Below are 20,646 nucleotides of genomic sequence, written 5' to 3' on the forward strand. Positions count from 1 at the left end.
ATTGATTGATTGATTGATTGTCCGCTCAATATTGATTTTCTGCAAATTTTTAATGAAGAATTCCCCAGATTAGCTTTTGCGCTTTGATAAATGTCGCAAAAGAAGTAATTTCACAACAATAGTGTTTAATCAGTATAGCTTATAAACAATTCATGACAACAGCAAAATCTTTGCCTACAGCGGGTTTAGTGAGTATTAACGGGGATAAATTATTATTAGCATATAGCAACAATAGAAAGGCGTGGTATCTGCCGGGCGGAAAGATTGATGCTGGAGAGGAGGCTTTGCAATCCCTTCGGCGGGAGATTTTGGAGGAGTTAAATATCGCTCTGGATCCGGAGAAAATCTCGTATTACTGTCATGTCACGGCCCCGGCATATGGGCTGGTGCCTGAAGTCATTATGGAGCAGGATTGTTTTCTATATCCATTAACAGAACAGATCGAACCCAGTAATGAGATCGGTGCAGTTTGTTATTTTTCACACCAGGAATACCTGGAAGAATCCATCCAGGTAGTTGGCGTTTTGCATGTGTTTGATAAGTTGAAAGCCGACGGATTAATTTAATATATTTTGCTGCTTCTATATTCCGTAGCCCTCATTGAGACAGCTGATACCTTTTGTGTCTTTTAAAGGAACAATCTTTTGGCTTTTAGTATCCATTCGCCATGCTTTGACAATTTTGTCAAAATATTCTTTGCTTTCATCGACCCGGCTAATGGCTATAATTTCGCTGTTTGGCTTATCACCCTGTTTGCAGTTGCATAGGCTGAGCTGCTCGTTGGGCTTCAGTCTTTGGATATTGATGGTATCCAAAATCTTATATTTGACTTTGCCTTTGCTGTCATCCGGCAATAATTCCTCCAAGATACAAACACCGTTTTTGGAATTTGTAAAATAGCCGGCAGCAAAGCGATAATCACCTTTTGTATTTTTGTCGGTTTCGATGACCGCACCGGTCGCGTAGGTATAGGACTTTAATTCAGCGATCTCATTGATCTCACGGAATACCTTGCCATATAACGGGTTTTTCTGGTCGTTAACGGTGTTGAAACTGGACCAGCTGCAGATCGATAGAACCGCAATGGGTATAATTAGTGTATATCTCATAGCTCCCAATAATTAAAAACGTTGTTTAAGATAATCATTCTTTCTGTAATCTTAAACAACGTTTTTAACTAAGCGCTATTGTGTTAGATGAAATTATTGAAAATAATTACCGCTTTACTTTGTCTGCGTTTCTTGCACTTTTTGAGATTCTTTATATACTTTGCTGTCCTCGTCATCCATTTCCATATCGAGGTCTTCTTCTTTGTATTTTCCCATCTTTAGGTGAAAGTTATCGGCTGTACCCGTGATACGCATCGGTATTCCAAATATTCCAAAAGGAGGGAGACCTAGTCGGAAACCCAAGTTCATCCGTCCGTCTAAGGTAACCTGACCTTCAAACCGGGGTCTGAAACCCATCATTTTCATTTTCGTACGTTCGATGGTCATCACATTATTTTTGATTTGGGATTTAATAACAACTTTTTTCACTTCGCCATCTTTCAATTTTTCCTTGGAAGTAGATTGACTGATCCCATTAAGTAGTTTGAAGCCTCTGAACTTAATCTGATTTAGTGTCAGGGATCCCTCACCGACGATTGAAGGCATTACGGGTTGCATATTGCCATTCAATAGACCGCCCAATTTGTAATCCAGCGAAACGAGGCCATACGCATTTTTTGCAGAGCTGACCATTTCTCTAAACATGGGTATCTCTTTGTAGGCGCGTTGAATATCAAAGCTGTCGGCTTTTACAGCATAATCAAAGCTTGCCCTACGTGGATTTATAGGACGATAATTTCCGCTCATACCCACTTTTAGTCCCGCTAGTTCAAAGTTGGTCTTGTTCAGGATCATCTTACCATCTTTTACCTGTAAGTCGCCTTTAAAGTCTCTGATATTCATTTTATTGTACAATATCGTGTTGACAAGACCTAATACCTGAATGTCCAAATTTTTAGGTAGAAGAACTACACCACTTTCCGAAGAGCTTGCAGTTGTCGACGCGGCCGGAGAAGCAAAAACCATAAAATCATCCACATTGATTTTCCTGCTGCTGAGTGTAAATTGACCTTTTAATGGTGCTAGACTGCTTGTTGCGTAATTAATAATATTGTTGAGATATCCCTTGATGGAAATATCATTTTTAGCATAGCCAACCAAGAATTTATCAAAATTCATTTTCTCCTGATTAAAGCTGAAATTTCCGCTTTTAATTGCAATAGGCTGTGGCAGCATGTCGGACTGAACTTGGATATTTCCAATACTTAGCCGGCCACTATTTTGGAGCCGGGCATAATGACCATTGGTGGCATCGCTCTGTAAGCCTTTTAAACTGAAATCTGTATAGATAAAACCGTCAACGTTGGTGCCATCCAATGCAAAGAGTTTATAAATAGGGCCGAGATTGAGCTTACCCTTGGATTGTATGCTGTATTTGATGTTATTGAAGTTCTTGAGGTCTGCATTTAAGAAAAAAGGTTCGCCTGCAAATGTAAATGATACTGGTAGGATTTTGACATTGAGGTCCTTAAGCGAGCCTTTTTCGCTATTGACAAAAGCTTCGACCTGAATGTTTTCCATCGGGATAGGATAGTCATTTGATTTGATTAACCCATTTTTCATCGTGATGGACGTATTGGTCTCGGGAAAAATATTGCGTTTGAGATCCACGTATCCTTTTGCCATTAAGTTGATGTCAACCAGTCCAGCTAATTCGACTTGTTTAATTGGATAGAAATTCTTGATATCCGCTAAATTAACCAATGCCTTTAGATCTGAATGAACTGCGATTTTATTAAAATCTGTTATCGAAATAAAACCTTTTATATAATTGTTGAGTGCCTGCACCGAAATATCGTGTATTGATATGGATGCACTTTTTAACTGGCCATCGGGATCTTTAGCTTCAAGCTGATAAGCAATTTTTTCAAGCCCCTGTGGCAGGTTGGCCAATTTGAATTTTCCATCTATCAGTGTATTTTTGATATCAAAAGTAGGGATGGATGCAATATATTCCTGCTCGCGTTTTTGAAGTCCTACTTTACGGATAGCTTTGGCATAGGTGCCGTCGATTTTGGCATCAAGATTCCATTTTCCACCAAAAGAGAAATCTGGAAACTGCAATGAGGCGTGGAGTTTATCCAGGTCAAGGTCACTTCTTATGTTGGCATGTACCGTTACAGGATGTAGTCCTGCAATATTGCCCTGTGCATTGAAATAACCTGATGCAACTTTAAAATCAAACTGTTTGAGGTCAATATGTAGGGAATCGGGATTTAATGCCGGCAGGTCTATCCGTAATTTTGCATTCCAGTCAGTTAATGGATTGGCCGATTGTTTAAAGGCGAGATAGCCATTGTTGACCATAAGCCCCAGGGAAAGATCAGGCATTTTGTTGTTATCGACTATATAATCTCCCTCTAAATTGACGAAAACCTCAGATGTTCCTTTCACCGAGAGATCCTTGATCCAAGAAGCATAGCTGTTTGGGACTAATGAAAGCAATTCGGCCAAAGTGCTTTCCTGTGATTTTAATTTGAAATCTAGGTGATAGCCATGGGAAATAAAAGACAGCAGCCCACGGAAACGAACCGGTAATTGATTTATTTTAATATCATTTCGTTCGAAGACGAAGGATAATGTGTTGGTATTGATCCGTGTCAGTAAATTGGCATCGATCGACTTTTTGTCTACATATAATTCATTGTCAAAGGAAAATGAAAAGGATGCTATTTTCGCACGTGTATTTAAATCAAAAATATTTGACATCAGATCTCCTTTACCTTCATATTCCAGATCTTTTGCTTCGATCTGAAGGGGAATGGAACGATCTTCATAATGAAGATTTGTTTTTTCAAGCTTAATTAATTGAAAAGCCAGAGCGCTGCTTTCTGCATTATCCTGTTTTTTAGTAGAATCCGATGGGTTTGATTTATAAATAGAATAATTGGCATTTCCCAACGAATCGACTAAGATGTTGACCTTTCCGCTATTAACGATAAATTTGTCGATCACAATTTTGGATTTGAGCAAGCTTATCAGGTCGATGCCAAAACTGACTTGTTTTGCAGCGAGCAGGGTGTCGTTTTTGAAAGGCTCGGCTCCTTTTAGCAAAACATCATCCATCGATGCGGTAAGCAAGGGAAACTGATCAAAGAAGGTCAATCTTACTTTGGCATAATTTAACTCGCCCGTAATATGTTCGTTTACGAGTGATTTAACCTTGCTGTTTACTTCATTTTCGAATATATAGGGAATAGATAATATGCTGATAACGACCAATGTTATGATACTTGCAAAAACGATAGAGATTCGTTTCACAACCTTTATGAATGTTGCTTTTGACACTTTGTAACTTTTTGTGGTTACAAAAATCAGAAAATTATTATTAATCTCGGTTAAATGCCCCATTTATTTTGATTAGCTCTTGGAATATGTCGTGTTTTATTGACAACGAGCTGAGCTAAAGCCTTTCTTATGAAGCGGTTCGCATACGCTTTAGAAAATTTCATGTATTTTTGCGGCGTGAAATTTAGATTTAAAAATGCCGAACAGAAAAATAGTATTATCCTCATTGCCTGTTTGTTTTTGTTGTTGCTGATAGGGGGAGGTTTGCTCGGTGTTATCCATCATAAGGTCGATCGTCTTAATAAACGGATCCTGATGGATTTTGCAGATGAGAATATGTTGCTGGTAAAAAAGCAGCTGGAATTGCTGCAGCAGGATATCTACCTTTCAGAAAAAAAAATACTGGATCAGTTTGCTTTTGATCCGAGCAAAAATAGCGATTCGCTGCTAGTCATTGTACCTGTGGGGCAATCGGATCAGCTAGGCAGCCGGATGCTGACCTTGCTGCAGACCCGTACGGTACAGCATCGACTGTACCATATCTATATTGATATTGAAAAGTTAAACGCCTATTTCGCGCGGCTCAATTTTGGAAGAAGAGCCTATTTTGAACTTTATGATGATAAGGGGATATGTGTGTATTCGCCGGACAATCGCAAGTGGGGGAAGCGAAAAGATGCTGAAATTACTAAACAGGGGCGAATTGTCAAGTCCGATTATCTTGAATTGGATGTCATGGTCAATGCCTACCCCAGCAATATTTTGTTTGTGGGCGGTGAAATCAGGGTATACGTCTTGTTGTTGAGTATTGAGGAAGAAATTCAGGAGCTGTTGACCTATAGTATTTTGCTTGGCGTAGGTTTGATGTTGGTGGCCATGGTGTTGATCTACTTTAATGCCATGGAAAGGCGTAAGATCCAGCAATTGAAAATGCAGTCCTTGAAACAGGAAAATGAGTATACACAAATGCGGCTGGTTCAGCTGCGGCAGCAGATCAATCCACATTTTCTATTCAATACCTTTGGATCACTCCAATACCTGATCGGAAAGGATGACGATCTTGCGAAGTCTTTTATTGGCAAGATGACAAAGGTCTATCGGAAGATGCTTCGTACAGATGAGAACGAATGGTCGTCATTGGGGGAGGAACTGGAACTGGCTAAAGCTTATTTCTTTTTGCAGCAGGTGCGGTTTGGAACGGCATTAAGTGATATGAAGATCGATATTCCAGCAACATTATTCGCGCAGAAGATCCCGCGCTTGGGTCTGCAGATGCTCGTCGAAAACGCAATTAAGCATACCCGCATTTCGACCGAAAATCCACTTACGATTGAGGTTCTCTTCCTTGCTGAAGGAAACGTCCTGGAGATCCGCAATAACTGGCAGCCCAGACAGGGGGCAGAGCTTGAAGGCGAGGGGTATGGGCTTAATTATTTGGCATCTATCTATAGTTACTATGCGATGTCTGGTTTTCGATATGGGATAGAAGCGGGTTATTTTTCTGTATCCTTACCACTCTCATAAGCTTGAAAATAAAGAATAAAAGGTGCTGGGTTTACGTGTTCATGTTTTTATAGTACGCGTTCATACCTCTAAAATGCGCGTTCATCCCTTTGCATACTTTTGTATATAATATTTTTAACAAATTTGGCTCCTAATCTAGGAATTTTAGTTCGTGATTAGCCTAATCCTATCCGATCAAATAGCATGCGTTTTAAGTATAAATGCCTTGGGATTGACCTGCTTGGAATAGACAAAATTACTTCTAATCATGTTGGAGTAAGTTAAAATTAGCTTACAGATAATACTAGATAATAGGTCGATGATCCGTCATCACTTTTGAAAAACACAGGGAGTGCAACGAGCCCCTTTATACCTTTGAAAATGAGGGCTCAAAATATTTATTTGATGAAAAACACTTATACTAAGCTAGCCATAGGTCTTTTATTTTCCGCCGGTTTCATGCAATCTTGTTCAATCTTGCAAACTGTAGGCCTGAGAAAAAAAGAAACGGTTACTTCTGCCAAAGATTCTACTGCCAAGAAAGATTCGACAGCCGCATACGACAAATTGTTGAAAGATGCTCGCGTTGACAGTGGTATGTTTGGGGTGATCCACAAGGAAAATAATTACTATTTTGAAATTCCATTGAAAAAAATGGGGCAGGATATTCTGCTGATACAGAAGTTGTCTTCCGTTCCATTGGCTTTAAATGAGGCTGGGGTAAACAAAGGAATGAATTATGAAAATAAGGTCATCCGGTTTACACTCCGCAAGGAGAAGAAAGAGGTGTGGGTTTCGGAAATTAAGCCTCAGGTCGAAGTTCCTAAAGGTGACGCCATAGCCGCTTCAGTACACGATAATTACCGCCCTTCTTATATTGAATCTTTTAAAATTGAAAGTTATTCAAAAGATTCAAGTGCTGTTGTGATCAAAGTCAATAAGGTATTTGATGGTTCTGAGAAGAGCTTTACAGATGTATTTACTTCTTTGGGTTTGGGAACTTCACCTAAAACCAGTATCTCTACGGTTGAGGATATCAAATCCTATGCGAATAATATTGTGGTGAAATCTGTATTTTCTACCAAAGTAACCGAGGGTAATGAATCTGTACCGGTTTCTTTGGAAATTACAAGTAATCTCTACGAACTGCCTGAGACGCCTATGGTCGCACGGTTTGCAGATCCAAGAGTTGGTTTCTTTACTTCACCGCGTTGGTATTTCAATGATAAACAGCAAGAACTGGATAAGAAAAACTTGGTCAATCGCTGGCGTTTGGAACCGCGTGATGAAGATAAAGCGCGCTATCTGAAAGGGGAGCTGGTAGAACCAAAGAAACCGATTGTCTTTTATTTGGATCCGGCGACACCAAAACAATGGCGTCAGGCCATTATTGATGGCGTACATGATTGGCAGGTCGCATTTGAAGCCGCCGGTTTCAAGAATGCAATTCTTGCAAAACAGCAGCCCGATAGTGTCAAATTTGATCCCGATGATGCTAATGTTTCTTCTATTGTGTATGCCGCCTCTGCTCAGGCTAATGCCATGGGGCCATCTGTTGTAGACCCGCGCTCGGGAGAGATATTAGAAGCTGATGTAATCTGGTGGCACAACGTCATGACTATTCTGAACAGCTGGATGCGCATACAGACCGGTATCGTCGATACATCAGTACGTGCTAATGTTTTTTCCGATGAGAAAATGGCACATGCCATTCGTTTTGTTTCTTCCCATGAAATCGGACACACGCTCGGATTGATGCACAATATGGGCTCTTCGGCAAGTTTCCCTGTTGATTCGTTGCGCAGCAAAAGTTTTACCGCCAAAATGGGGGGGACTGCTCCTTCCATCATGGATTACGCCCGTTTCAATTATGTCGCACAGCCTGAGGACGGCGTAGAGCAAATTACTCCCGTGATCGGTGCTTACGACAAGTATGCCATTGGCTGGGCCTACCGCTGGTACGGCAAAACACAACCTTGGGATGAAATCCCTTTGCTGAGAAAGGAAATTGATAGCCATGTACATGATCCTATTTATCATTATGGTGAACAGCAAGATTCTAAAAATATTGTTGATCCGCGGGCACAGTCGGAAGATCTTGGTGATGACGCCATGAAAGCTGGTGAATATGGTATGCTGAACCTGCGTCGCATGATGCCTAATATCATCAATTGGACAACCAATGTCGGCGATGATTATTATCGCGCGGGTAAGCTGTATATGGGTGTGGTCGGACAATGGTATGCCTATGCTGATCACGTCTTAAATAATATCGGCGGTATTTATCTGGAAAATGCTGTTTTAGGTGATCAAAAAGATGCTTATAGCCCGGTGCCTAAAGAAAAACAAGTGCGCGCTTTGGAGTACCTCAAGAAGAATGTCTTTTACATGCCCGAGTGGTTGTTCGTTCCAGAGCTGATGGCAAAGACATTTCCATTGAAAGATTCTCCGATAGGGCCATTTGAGTATGCGCCTTATAACTTACAACGTGAATTTCAATACGCTATGTTGTATAAACTGGTCAATGATGAACGTTTGCTGCGTATGGTTGAGATGGAAAATCTTTTCGGAAGTAAGAAAGCATGGAGTGCACCGGAGTTTCTAACTTCTGTACGTCAGACAGTCTTTGCTAAAACCATCAGTGGACAATCGTTGGATCTTAAAACACGGATGCTGCAACAAAACTATGTGGATGTTCTGATGGTCTCTACCAACAAATCGATGGAGAAATTAAATGCGAAGAAACTGGCAGGCGTTGAACAACTGGTTGAAGCGACACAACCTGACCTATGTTTACATCCACAACATGCATCCTCTTCAAAAGCAGGACTGCGGAACGTACATGTCACTGGTATGATACGCACTTCCGATATGCTAACCTATAAACGAGCTGAATTATATGAGATTTACCAGTTGTTGAAACAAAAGGAACGGACTGGTGACGCGACTACCAAATCGCATTATATGGATCTTTTATTACGTATTGCAAATACCTTAGAATTAAACTAATATATTAACATCTACCAAAATGAATAAGTTTTTAATACCGTTGACCTTCATGTGTGTGCACGTTGCGCATGCGCAGGAATCCAGAGAACTGAAAGGAAAGGTTCTGGATGCGGTCACGTTAAAACCTGTCGTGGGGGCGACGGTTGTCGTTGAAAGTTCGGCAGTAGCAGAAGATATCGGTGTACCTAATCAGGTGCAGCAGTCGGCATTGGGTTCATTGACCGATGCGGCTGGAGAATTTCGCTTAAAAGTTCCTCATAATTTAAAATATGTAACGATTAGCTATGTCGGGTATCAGCGTATTCAGGTACCGGTATTTCAGGATCATAAGACAATCTTGCTTCAGCCAAGTGGTGAATCTTTGGATGAGGTGATCGTAACAGGTTATACGGATATCAAAAAACGGAAGAATACGACGGCATACAATAAAATCAATGTCGCTGATATCAAACAAACAGGAGTTTCATCGATAGACGAAATGTTGGCTGGTCAGGTTGCAGGTTTGCAGCTGAGTAATTTTAGCGGCGGACCAAATAGTGCTCCTCAGATCCGTATCCGTGGTACGGTATCGTTGAATGGTACACAGGATCCTTTATGGGTCATTGATGGCTTGCCTATCGAAGGCACTGAAATGCCCAATCGAATTGATAAGGATAATCTCAATAGCTTGACAAATCTGCCAATTGCGGGAATCAATCCTGACGATATCGCGGATATTACCGTTTTAAAAGATGCTGCAGCTACTTCAATCTATGGCGCACGGGCTGCAAATGGTGTAATTGTGATTACCACAAAAAGAGGAAAATCTGGGCCTGCAAAACTGCAGGTGTCAGCAAATACCTTTGTGACCGAACGCCCAGATTACAACAACCTTAATCTGATGAATGCTAACGAGAAGGTTGACTTTGAGTTATTGATGGCAAACCGCTCGGATCTAAATTATCGTACGAACAAAGGTGCGATTATGCGGATACTAAACAAAGCAGACGCATTGGATGCTTATCGTTCCGGTGGTTTAGCGGCTTTGTCGCCGGAAGTGCAGCAGTCAATCAATCAATTGCGTTCACAACAAACAGATTGGGGGAAAGAACTTTATCGTCAAGCGTTGAACCAACAGTATTCGGCATCTATTTCAGGCGGTAATGACGGGCATCGCTATTATTTGTCAAGTGGTTTGTATGATGAAAAAGGTGCTACAAAAGGAGTGGATTTACGCCGTTATACATTAACGTTAAATAACGATTTTAATATTAATGATCGATTTAAAGCAGGTATTAATCTAATGGGGACGGTTTCAAATCGACAAAATCCAATTCAGGATCGGGATGCTTTTACGAACCCAAGTTATTATGTGCGTTCAGTTAATCCTTACTTGTCGGTTTATGATCAGTCTGGTAAATATAATTATGATCCCGATATTGAAGGGTTTGAGGGCGATACTTATATTCCTTTTAATGCGGTTGAAGAACGAGAAAATACCAAATATACATTTACGAATAAAGGACTTAAGGCGATTAGTTATTTGGAGTACACCATCCTGCCGCAACTATCATTACGAACCGAATTCGGCTTGCAATTTGACGAGAACGGATCGGAGAAATTTGCGGATCAGGAAAGCTATAATACACGTAAATTACGTGCCGGTACGCGCTATTATGACGCTGCCAGTAAGACAAATAAATATTTCTTACCTGTAGGCGGGACGGTGGAAAATACCAATAATAGTATTTTTCAATACAATTGGAAAACTTACTTAAAGTACAATAAAACGTGGAATGATCGCCACGAATTGGAAGTAATGGGAGGGACGGAGTTGCGAAGAAGCAAAAATACAATGGTGACTACGAAGGGTTTTGGTTATAATCCAGCGACATTGACTACCCAGACGATTATTTTTCCAAATAGTACCTATCAAAATGATTCTAGGTTTGTGCAATATAAAAAAGCATTTATCGAGAACTCATATGCGTCATTTTATGGTAACGCAACATATACACTGGATCGTAAGTATAATGTGTATGGTAGCATTCGTTATGATGGATCGAATATGTTTGGGGTAGATCCGCAATATCGTTTTTTACCGATTTGGTCTATTTCTGGATCGTGGAATATGCTAGAAGAAGAATTTATCAAAGGAAAAACAGCCTTATCTGATCTTCGTGTCCGTGCTTCCTACGGTATTCAAGGAAATGTAGACCGCAATACCTATCCTTTTATCGTCGGTAAATATGGTAATACCACGCTTCTTCCGGGTAACACGGAAGGATCTGTGGTCGTTGACATGCCTGCAAATGATAAACTACGTTGGGAACGGACACAATCTTATAATGCCGGAATTGATTTGGGCTTATGGAAAAATCGATTAAATATTACAGTCGACTATTATAACAGAAAAAGCACGGATCTTATCGCATATAGTGCGTTGCCTTTGGAAAATGGTTTTCAGAATGTTCAGGTTAATTGGGCCTCAGCACGTAATCAAGGTATTGAGTTGACGATTTCAAGCCGTCAGATTCAGACAGATAAATTTTCTTGGTCAACGGACTTCAATATTGCGCACAACAATAATAAATTATTGAAAGTGATCAACAATCCAACTGCTTACGCCCCAGAATCTCAGGCTGGTCGACCAATTAATGGTTTATATGTATTGGAAACTGCTGGTTTGGATAAAGATGGTGTAATGCAGTTTAGAAATCAAGATGGTTCTGTTGCGAGTATGGAAGAGTTTTATGGTCTTTATGACCCTTGGGCAGATTTCTTGCCAGGATATACTTCTCAGACGGATATGTCGGCGGCAACTTATCGTTCTAAGTTTAAATATGCTGGTAGTAAAGATCCTAAATTCATTGGAGGGATGACCAATCGTTTCCGTTATGGACAATTCGATTTGGCTATCTCTGCGGTATTTAATTTAGAACGCTGGGCGAGCCGTACGCCAACTTACAATCCTGCCAAAGTAGATCGTGGACAGAATTATACAAAGGATCTGTTGATGGCTCTGCAGGGTAAAGCTGCTTTGCCGGCATTGGGAAGTATAAGTTCTGAATTAAACGAACGCTGGATGGCTTATGCTTGGATGGAAAGTAACGACCCAATTAATTCGTTTAAACAATATGATATATGGGCAAAGAAAATGAGCTATGTCCGTATCAACAGCATTCGTTTAGGTTACACTTTACCGGCTGCACTAAGTAAAAAGATTGGTACAAGCAATTTACGTGTGAATGTAGAAGGACGTAATCTGTTTGTTTTTGGAACAAATTACGATGGGTATTTTGATCCTGAAACTTATGGTGATTATTATGCGCAGCCAATTAGCAAATCTTTTGCTTTTGGTCTTTCTGCAAGTTTTTAATTCTTTTAATTGATTCATAAATGAAAAAGATAATTTATTTTGGAGTGATCATGGCCGCTAGTGCATTGGCTTCCTGCAATAAATATTTAGATATACAACCGGTAGGGACCGTTATCCCCAGCTCGGAAAGTGATTTTAGAGGACTGATTACAAGCAGTTATCTAGGGTTTCCAGCACATAAGTCCTATTTGTCCTTGCGTACAGATGAACTATTGTTGGATGAAAGTTCGACCGATGCTGCTAGAACCAAAGATATCTATCTTTGGAACGATCAAAATCCTGATCCGACAACAATTGCTTATCCCTATTTGGCATTTTACAACAGTATTTTTTATACCAATCAGGTCATCAGTACCATTGATGAAAAATTAGGAAGTAATGCCACGGTAGATCAGATTAAAGGTGAAGCTTACCTAATGCGTGCTTATGCTCATTTTGAGTTGTTAAATCTTTACAGTGAGGTCTATTCAGCGAGCAATACAGGGCTTCGGGGCGTTCCTTTATCCACAAAGATTGACCTGGAACAACGTTTTGTTCCCGCGACCATTGGAGAGTCTTATACGCAGATCCTGACTGACATGGAAAAAGGGACAGCGTTACTGACTGTGGATGATCAGGCAAAAGGTGTTAACTATCGCTTTAGCAAACGCGCTGCTTTTGCAATGGCCTCACGCGTTCATTTATACCGCGGTGATTGGCAGGAAGCGATTGATGCCGCTAAAAAAGCTTTGGTTATAAATGACAAATTGGTTGATTTAAATGTTGCTGGAAGCCTACTTCCGAATGATTTTGAATCAGCGGAAATGATTATGGCTTTGGAAAAAGTATCTGTTCCTGGAGTGCGTACAAGTTCCTTTATTTCACCGATCTTGTTAGACAGTTATTCTGCAGGCGATTTAAGAAAAGGCCGTTACTTCCAAAAAAGTGGTGGTGATTATGTATCTCTCAAAGGCGGTGAAAATCGCTTTAACGTGAGTTTTAGAAATGCTGATCTTTATTTGACAATGGCGGAATGTTATGTTCGTCTGGGAAATACAGCTGAAGCATTGAAATATCTGTCCGCGTTAAAGAAAAATAGATTCACCGCAGATGCATATGCCAAAGAAACTAAAGCTGACGCAAGTTTATCAAAGGAGCAATTGCTCGATGCGGTTATGCTGGAGCGCAAGCGTGAACTGGCGTTGGAGGGACTACGTTGGTATGATCTAAAACGGACGACAAGACCGACGATCACCCATAGTAGCTTCGGTAGAACGGTAACCCTGCAGCAGAATGATCCTCGTTATGTGATACGCTATCCACAGGAAGCTATCAACAATAATCCCGATCTGTTGAAATAATCGATTTTTTTTAAATCCTATATATATTAATCCATTTTCTTTTTAAGGAAATGGATTTTTTATTACATTCAACCCATGGGATGGAAAATACTGATAGTAGAAGACGAAGATTGGGCTTTTGTAGGTTTAAAGGAAATGCTGACAACGCTATACGGCGAAACTGTATTGACTTTTTCCAATGCAAAAGAGATTCAGGAGGCTGTGGTAGCGATCAATAAGCAGCATTTTGACCTGATTTTCATGGATATCCACCTCATGGATGGACTGAGCTTTGAGGTTTTCAAGCAGGTGACTATCGATGTTCCACTTATTTTTACAACCGCTTACGAACAATATGCCTTGGAGGCTTATCAAAACAAGGGTTATGCCTATTTGTTAAAACCATTTGACAGCGATGAGCTGGCCCAGGTAATGAATCGTATCGAGCCGCTACTGCCCAAAGTCGAACCGCGGCTTAAACAGCGTTTTCTAGTGAAATATGGCAATTTTTTAAAATCGCTTGCCATTGCTGATATTGCTTATTTTATGGCCGAAGACAAAGAATTGTACGCGGTCGAAAAAGATTCCGGCATCGCTTATATTATTGAAGATACCATCACCCATCTGGTCACACAGGTAGACCCAATGGTCTTTTTCCAGATCAATCGAAAATTTCTCGTTCGGATCGATGCGATCCAGTCCATGTTAAAGATTAGCAGAAATCGGATCAAGTTAGAATTAATACCAGCGACCCCCGAAGGTATTGTCGTCATTGTCAGCGAAGAACGCTCCCCAAATTTTCAAAGATGGCTTGATCAATAATAGTAAGTTAGCTAACTAAATAATTCTTTTCTAAGATTTTCTTAAATTAAATAGCTTTCTAATAGTGTTTTTCTGTTTTTTTAACAAAATCTAGTAATTCAATAGATTTTGTTATATATTTGCGTTCAAATAAAATCTATTGAATATGTAGTTTTTATTTAAGCAAAAGGTTATCACGCTTTTTGTATTTAATCACACTTAACTTATTTATTAAAGCATCCTTTATATGTACGCAAAATTTAAATACATTCCTATTGCTGCGATAGCATTGTCTGGTGTCAATATGAACCGGCTCTATGCTCAGCAGCGGGCTATACAGGGGAAAGTTGTTGATGCCAATACCCGACAGGCACTTCCTGGTGTAAATGTCCGGATTTCCGGCCAAAATCAAGGGACCCTAACGAATGCAACAGGTGAATTTACACTTAATGTGACTGGTGATGCACTACCTCCGTTGGAATTTTCCTTTGTGGGGTATGAATCTCAGCGGGTAAAACCTAGCGGCACAAACCTGACTTTATTGTTAAAACCATCAAGTACAGATTTGGAAGAGGTCGTTGTGGTTGCTTATGGTACTGCTAAGCGTACGAGTATTACGGGCTCGGTAAGTACAGTAAGCAGCAAAGCGATTGAAAATAGACAAGTATCAAATATTACCAAAGCATTGGAAGGTCAGGTTCCGGGCTTGCAGTCCGTTGCCTCTTCCGGACAGCCGGGGACAGAGGCCGCCATCCGCATTAGAGGCATTGGGTCGATTAACGCATCTAGTGCACCTTTGATCGTATTGGATGGAAGTCCTTACGCTGGTGATATAAACTCCATCAATCCGAATGATATCCAGTCTATATCTGTCTTAAAAGATGCGGCATCTAGTGCACTTTATGGTTCCAGAGGAGCAAATGGAGTGATTATTATTACGACGAAGTCGGGCGTGACCTCGGACAATACCAAGATTAATCTCAATTTTACACAGGGGTATTCAACACGGGCGGTCCGTGACTATGATCAAGTGTCTACAGATGAATATTTCCAGCTTTATTGGGAAGCCCTCAGGAATAAAAACTTGTCGAATGGATTGACAGCGGAGCAAGCTGCTTCAAATGCAAGTAAAACAGTTTTGACAGATTTAAATATCAACCCTTACGGAAGTCAATACCCACAGCCGGTCGGAGTAGATGGTAAATTGGTAGCCGGAGCGAAAACGCTTTGGAATGATCCATGGACGGATGTCCTACAGCGTACAGGAGTACGTACGCAGGCGGATCTTGGATTTAGTGGCGGTAGTGCAAAAAGTACATATTACATTTCAGGAGGTTATCTCAATGACCAAGGAATTGCTATTGAATCAGGTTTTAAACGATATAATCTGCGTGCGAATATTGATAGCAAAGTCAAATCCTGGTTAAATGTCGGACTAAATATTGGCGGTAGCAGTACCCAGCAAAAATATCCGCAGTCTGAAGATAGTAATACGGCTAACATCATCAATTTCACAAGATTAGTCCCTTCATTTTATCCGTACTATGAGCGGAATGCGGATGGCTCATATGTCCTTGATGGAGCGGGAAATAAAATTTACGATTTTGGAGAATATCGTCCCAGTGGTGCGACTCCACGTAATAATCTAGCTGCATCTCTTCCTTTGGATAGAAATGATATCCGTCGGGAAAATCTATCCGCCCGAACGTATCTTGAAGTGTTGTTTTCCAAAAATTTGAAATTTAAGTCGACGTATAGTCTAGATTATCTCAATGGGAATACACACGATTATACCAATCCATTGTTGGGCGATGGTGTGAACACCGGAGGTTATGTATATCGCTCAAATGTACGTACTGTTGCACAGACCTGGAATAACTTACTGACTTACGAAAGGCAGTTTGGTTTACATTCCCTCAATGTGCTGGCCGGACAGGAATACTATGATTTTAACAGCAGTAATATAAATGGTAGCCGACAGCAGTTTGTACTTCCTTACTTTGATGAGCCGGCTGCTGCATCGCAGCTCAATAATTTTACAGGATCTAGTGTTGATTATAGATTGTTGAGTTTTTTGGGAAGAGCGGAGTATAACTATGATAACAAGTATTATTTTTCGACTTCGCTACGGACCGATGGATCATCCCGTTTTTCTCCGGATAAACGATGGGGGACATTCTGGTCTGTAGGTGGCTCCTGGAAGCTGAAACAAGAAGAGTTTTTGAAGGATAACACAACGTTGAATCAGCTGACTGTAAGAGCAAGTTATGGTGGGCAGGGAAATGATAATCTGGGAACCTACTATGCTTATAAAGGACTTTACACCATTGCCAACAGCTTGGGTAAGGGCGGTACCTATACCGGTAGGTTGGCTACTCCTGACCTAAAATGGGAGTCGAATCTGAACTTGAATGTTGGGGTTGATGTATCCGCCTTTGAGAATCGGGTGTCGTTAAGTGTAGAGTATTTTAACCGCAGAAGCAAGGATTTGCTATTTACAATGCCAATGGCTTATTCGACTGGTTATACAGGCTACGATGCTAATATTGGCGCGTTGAAAAATACAGGTATTGATGTCGATATTCGTACAGTACCTGTTCAGAATGACAATTTTAAATGGAATCTGGATGTCAATCTTTCGCATTATAAAAACAAGATTACAGCATTGCCCAAAGATAATAAATCCATCATCACCGGTAATAAATTGCTGCGGGTGGGTGGAAGCATCTATGATTTCTATTTGCCGGAATGGGCGGGTGTAAATCCTGAAAATGGTTTACCACAGTGGTATACCGCAGATAAGGATGGCAATAAAACCGGAGAAAAAACATCAGAATACAGTAAGGCCGGTAATTTTATTGCAGGCACCTCACTGCCGGATCTTGTCGGTGGGATTCAAAATAGTTTCACCTACAAAAATTTTGATTTGTCTGCTCTGTTGAGTTTTAGTTTGGGTGGAAAGATATTGGATAACGATTACATTCAGCTTATGCATAGCGGCAATAATCCGGGACGTGCCTGGTCCAAGGAGATCCTCGAGCGCTGGACGCCTGAAAATACGCAAGCGGATGTACCTAAGTTGACTACCGACAATCTGAATTGGACTTCAGCCTCTACGCGTTTTCTTTATAGTGGTACATATGCCAGGCTTAAAAATGTGAGTTTGGGCTATAGACTGCCATCAGATTTATTGAAACGCATTGGGGTAGAAAAACTTCGCGTCTTTGCAACTGCCGAAAACTTATTGACATTTTATGGGCATCAGGGGATGGATCCAGAGCAGACGGTAAATGGAGCGACCTATTTCCGTTATCCGGCAATGCGAACAATATCTGGTGGTATTCAGCTTGTTTTTTAAGGGTGTATTGTTAATCTGAGAATTTAAAGGAAAATCATGAAATTAAAAATTATATATATTGTATTGGCGCTTTCCCTGGTAAACGCATCATGTAAAGATGCGCTTGAGTTGGGTCCGACGACCTCCGTACCGGAAGGTGAAGTGTTTAAAAATACCGACAATGTTGCTACTGTGATCAACGGTACCTGGAAGTACTTAAATGATACCTACTTTACTTACGCTAATCCCGGCTATACGGCAGTAATGCGTACAAGTGATGCGATGGGTAGTGATGTGGCGGTGACAACTAAATATGGCTATCGCGATGCTTATGCCTTCACGGAATTAACAAATAATCGATCTAATCGTGTCAATTCTTTTTGGATTATGCTGTATAAGGTGATCGATAACATGAACAATGTCATTGCGAAGGTAGATGGTGCTGAAGGATCTGCTGAAGCCAAGAATGTATTAAAGGGAAAAGCAAAAGCTTTGCGCGCCTTTTCCTATTTAAATCTGGCAACGTTTTACCAGTTTAGCTTTCTAAAGGATAAAAATGCGAAATCGGTACCGATTTATACCGAACCAAGCACATTGTCGACTGAAGGAAAATCGAGATCAACCCAGGCAGAAGTGTATGAATTGATTTTGAAAGATCTAAAAGATAGTGAAGGCTTGTTGGTTTCTGCAGGCAGAAGTGATAAATATGAGATCAATGCAGAGGTTGTGTATGGTTTGCTTGCCCGAACTTATCTGCAGGTGGGTGAGTGGGCATTGGCCGCCGAATATGCTGAAAAAGCAGTGAAAAACTATGACTTAATGAATGCTTCGGATTATCAGGCTGGTTTCAATGATCTTGGAAATAAAGAGTGGATTTGGGGACATCAACAAACGAATGAGCAGAACGTCGCAAGTTATGCATTTCATTATCTAGATGTGTCATCGGCAGGTTCTTATTACTATAGCTTTATGGCTGATCCCTATTTTAAAGATCTATTCGATACCGGCGATGTCCGTTATGCCTTATTTGAATGGGATAATCTGCCGGGTCGGGAAGGATTTCTACGGTATAAGAAGTTTAAATTTAAATCAAATTTGATCGGTGACATTGTGTACATGCGCGCTTCGGAAATGGTTTTGATTGCGGCTGAAGGTTATGCAAGAGCCGGTGAAAACGATAAAGCAGTAGCAGCCTTGAATAAGCTGCGTACAGCTAGGAATGCAAAGCTGTTTTCGGGAAATGATACAGATCAATTAATTGCTGCGATCTTGATTGAACGACGTAAGGAGCTTTGGGGTGAAGGATTTGCTTTATCAGATATCCTGAGGACGCAAGGAAAGGTGGTACGGAAATCATATGTTGACGGAGAAGGTAAACCAATTCAAGTGGAGATTGTTGGCGCTGATGGTAAACCTAAGCTGGTAAATGGTCAGGGGCATCGTGTCATTAAATTTCCTAATGGTTCTGATTTCGTGGCAAATAGTCCATACTATCTATTTTCCATTCCTTATGAAGAAACGGTTCGGAACCCGAATCTTTAGTATATTGATTGTTGGTTTGTTATTGAAGAGATCCGGTGTACTTATGTGTATCGGATTCTCTTTTTATAGGATTATGTGTTTCTCCTGCCTGTTTACTGGTTATTCTCGCATGTGGTCAGTATAAGAATGTCTGGCTAACATTGACTTTTCCACATTATGTTAATAACGCTGTTGAAAACCTGTTTAAAAGAAAAGTTAGGTTATTAACAGTACTTATCCACATTATGTTGATAACCTTTTCTTTTTCTTTTTGCTTTTGTTTAGCCAGATCACATAACCTGTGATGGGCAGCGATGCACAAAAAAGACTGACGATAAAAGCGATTATTTTTGTCCCCATGCCGGCGATACCGCCTGTATGAATATCATAGTTAAGGGCGCCCAATTTATCACCATAATGTAGCTTTTCGCTAGACTTGATTTCTCGTAGGCTATTGTCTTTTCTGTCAAAATAAAGCCAGTCAAATGTACCGCTTCGTTTTTCATCATGCCGCACCTGGATGTCCATTTCTGTTTCGGTTTCTTTTTTCAGTCGGATGGACATCATTTCAGCATCTGGGTAGTTTGTCAAAGCATATCGAAGCGCGTTGTCTTGAAACTTTTTTTCTACAGCAGGCAATGGTATCGGCGAGACGATTGTGGCGTCCCCGGGCAGAGGCTGCAATAAATTGAATGTAGCGATATATGTCTTTTTGAAACCTGGAAAGGCAAAAGCAAGCCCTGTTACGGCAAAAATCAATCCGATCAATAAACTGTAAAAGCCGATGACGTTGTGAAGGTCATGATTCAGTCGCTTCCATTTAACTTTAGTGTCTAACCAAAAACTTCTTTTGAGATTCTTTCCCTTCCATTTCTTAGGCCACCAAAGCACGATTCCGCTTAGTAAGATCAGCGCGAAAATTGCCGTGGACCAGGCGACAATCGGGTGACCATACTTTTTACCCAAAAGGAGATTTAGGTGAAGCTGAAGTGCCAGCTGAAAGAATTCTGTTTTTGAGTTTTCTATCTGTTGTACCTGCCCAGTATAGGGGTTGATAAATACCCGTTTGTAGTAACGGTAATAATTCCAGTGACCAAAAGCTTTTTCATCTGTTTTTATGGCGCGGAATACCCAGGTACGGCCTTGAGTAGGGTAGAGGTCTACACGTGTAATCTTTTGTCCCTTTTCGAGGCTTTTCTGGGCATTGGAAATAAGTGTACTTAATGGTAGCGGAACTACTGAGTGGCTGGTTTCGGCTATAAAATACTTTTCAGGATAAGCCCAGAGTTTGAGTTCATCCTGAAAGGTGTATATGCAGCCTGTCAGGCTTAGGATGAAGACCACGAGACCGGTAATTATACCCAGCCATTTATGCAACCAAAGGATGACAGATTTTAGCAT

At 40.7% G+C, this 20,646-nt stretch carries 11 protein-coding genes; 8 read left to right on the forward strand and 3 right to left on the reverse strand.

Annotation, left to right across the window (positions count from 1 at the left end; translation table 11 throughout):
• Positions 1-152: 152 nt before the first annotated feature.
• Positions 153-566: an NUDIX hydrolase gene (locus B3C94_RS13175; protein ID WP_293904359.1), complete on the forward strand. Its 414-nt coding sequence runs from the start codon at positions 153-155 to the stop codon at positions 564-566.
• Between the two features lie 15 nt (positions 567-581).
• Here B3C94_RS13175 and B3C94_RS13180 read toward each other — a convergent pair whose 3' ends face one another.
• Both B3C94_RS13180 and B3C94_RS13185 read right to left on the reverse strand, forming a co-directional pair.
• Entirely contained in the window at positions 582-1,109 is a 528-nt protein-coding gene (locus B3C94_RS13180) for a hypothetical protein (protein WP_293904361.1), read from the reverse strand.
• A 114-nt stretch (positions 1,110-1,223) separates the two neighbouring features.
• Positions 1,224-4,397 carry an AsmA-like C-terminal region-containing protein gene (locus B3C94_RS13185; RefSeq protein ID WP_293904363.1) on the reverse strand — a complete coding sequence of 1,058 codons (3,174 nt, stop codon included), beginning with the start codon at positions 4,395-4,397 and terminating at the stop codon, positions 1,224-1,226.
• Between the two features lie 129 nt (positions 4,398-4,526).
• Between B3C94_RS13185 and B3C94_RS13190 the strand changes: the two genes are divergently transcribed.
• From B3C94_RS13190 to B3C94_RS13220, 7 genes are all read left to right on the forward strand, one after another.
• Positions 4,527-5,921 (forward strand): sensor histidine kinase, encoded by a 1,395-nt coding sequence (locus B3C94_RS13190; RefSeq protein ID WP_293904365.1) that lies wholly within the window; start codon positions 4,527-4,529, stop codon positions 5,919-5,921.
• A 384-nt stretch (positions 5,922-6,305) separates the two neighbouring features.
• Complete coding sequence (locus B3C94_RS13195; protein ID WP_293904367.1) at positions 6,306-8,909, forward strand: zinc-dependent metalloprotease; 2,604 nt, start codon at positions 6,306-6,308, stop codon at positions 8,907-8,909.
• Between the two features lie 19 nt (positions 8,910-8,928).
• Complete coding sequence (locus B3C94_RS13200) at positions 8,929-12,267, forward strand: SusC/RagA family TonB-linked outer membrane protein (protein WP_293904369.1); 3,339 nt, start codon at positions 8,929-8,931, stop codon at positions 12,265-12,267.
• Positions 12,268-12,287: 20 nt separating this feature from the next.
• Entirely contained in the window at positions 12,288-13,607 is a 1,320-nt protein-coding gene (locus B3C94_RS13205; protein ID WP_293904371.1) for a RagB/SusD family nutrient uptake outer membrane protein, read from the forward strand.
• Positions 13,608-13,682: 75 nt separating this feature from the next.
• Positions 13,683-14,408, forward strand: coding sequence for a LytR/AlgR family response regulator transcription factor (locus B3C94_RS13210; RefSeq protein ID WP_293904373.1), 726 nt, complete (start codon positions 13,683-13,685; stop codon positions 14,406-14,408).
• A gap of 226 nt (positions 14,409-14,634) precedes the next feature.
• Positions 14,635-17,745, forward strand: a complete 3,111-nt coding sequence (locus tag B3C94_RS13215; protein ID WP_293904375.1) for a SusC/RagA family TonB-linked outer membrane protein — start codon at positions 14,635-14,637, stop codon at positions 17,743-17,745.
• Positions 17,746-17,781: 36 nt separating this feature from the next.
• The gene (locus B3C94_RS13220) at positions 17,782-19,266 is read left to right on the forward strand and encodes a RagB/SusD family nutrient uptake outer membrane protein (RefSeq protein WP_293904377.1); all 1,485 of its coding nucleotides are present in this window, start codon (positions 17,782-17,784) and stop codon (positions 19,264-19,266) included.
• A gap of 222 nt (positions 19,267-19,488) precedes the next feature.
• Here the strand turns inward: B3C94_RS13220 and B3C94_RS13225 are convergent, their stop codons facing one another.
• On the reverse strand, positions 19,489-20,646 hold the full coding sequence (locus B3C94_RS13225) for a PepSY-associated TM helix domain-containing protein (RefSeq protein WP_293904379.1): 1,158 nt from the start codon (positions 20,644-20,646) through the stop codon (positions 19,489-19,491).

Source organism: Sphingobacterium sp. UBA5670, assembly GCF_002420705.1.
Lineage (GTDB): Bacteria > Bacteroidota > Bacteroidia > Sphingobacteriales > Sphingobacteriaceae > Sphingobacterium.

Bases quoted from the DNA above. Each gene is read 5' to 3' on its own strand.
- B3C94_RS13175 (WP_293904359.1), top strand. From the start codon at position 153: ATGACAACAGCAAAATCTTTGCCTACAGCGGGTTTAGTGAGTATTAAC.
- B3C94_RS13180 (WP_293904361.1), bottom strand. From the start codon at position 1,109: ATGAGATATACACTAATTATACCCATTGCGGTTCTATCGATCTGCAGC.
- B3C94_RS13190 (WP_293904365.1), top strand. From the start codon at position 4,527: ATGAAGCGGTTCGCATACGCTTTAGAAAATTTCATGTATTTTTGCGGC.
- B3C94_RS13195 (WP_293904367.1), top strand. From the start codon at position 6,306: ATGAAAAACACTTATACTAAGCTAGCCATAGGTCTTTTATTTTCCGCC.
- B3C94_RS13200 (WP_293904369.1), top strand. From the start codon at position 8,929: ATGAATAAGTTTTTAATACCGTTGACCTTCATGTGTGTGCACGTTGCG.
- B3C94_RS13205 (WP_293904371.1), top strand. From the start codon at position 12,288: ATGAAAAAGATAATTTATTTTGGAGTGATCATGGCCGCTAGTGCATTG.
- B3C94_RS13210 (WP_293904373.1), top strand. From the start codon at position 13,683: ATGGGATGGAAAATACTGATAGTAGAAGACGAAGATTGGGCTTTTGTA.
- B3C94_RS13215 (WP_293904375.1), top strand. From the start codon at position 14,635: ATGTACGCAAAATTTAAATACATTCCTATTGCTGCGATAGCATTGTCT.
- B3C94_RS13220 (WP_293904377.1), top strand. From the start codon at position 17,782: ATGAAATTAAAAATTATATATATTGTATTGGCGCTTTCCCTGGTAAAC.
- B3C94_RS13225 (WP_293904379.1), bottom strand. From the start codon at position 20,646: ATGCTAAAATCTGTCATCCTTTGGTTGCATAAATGGCTGGGTATAATT.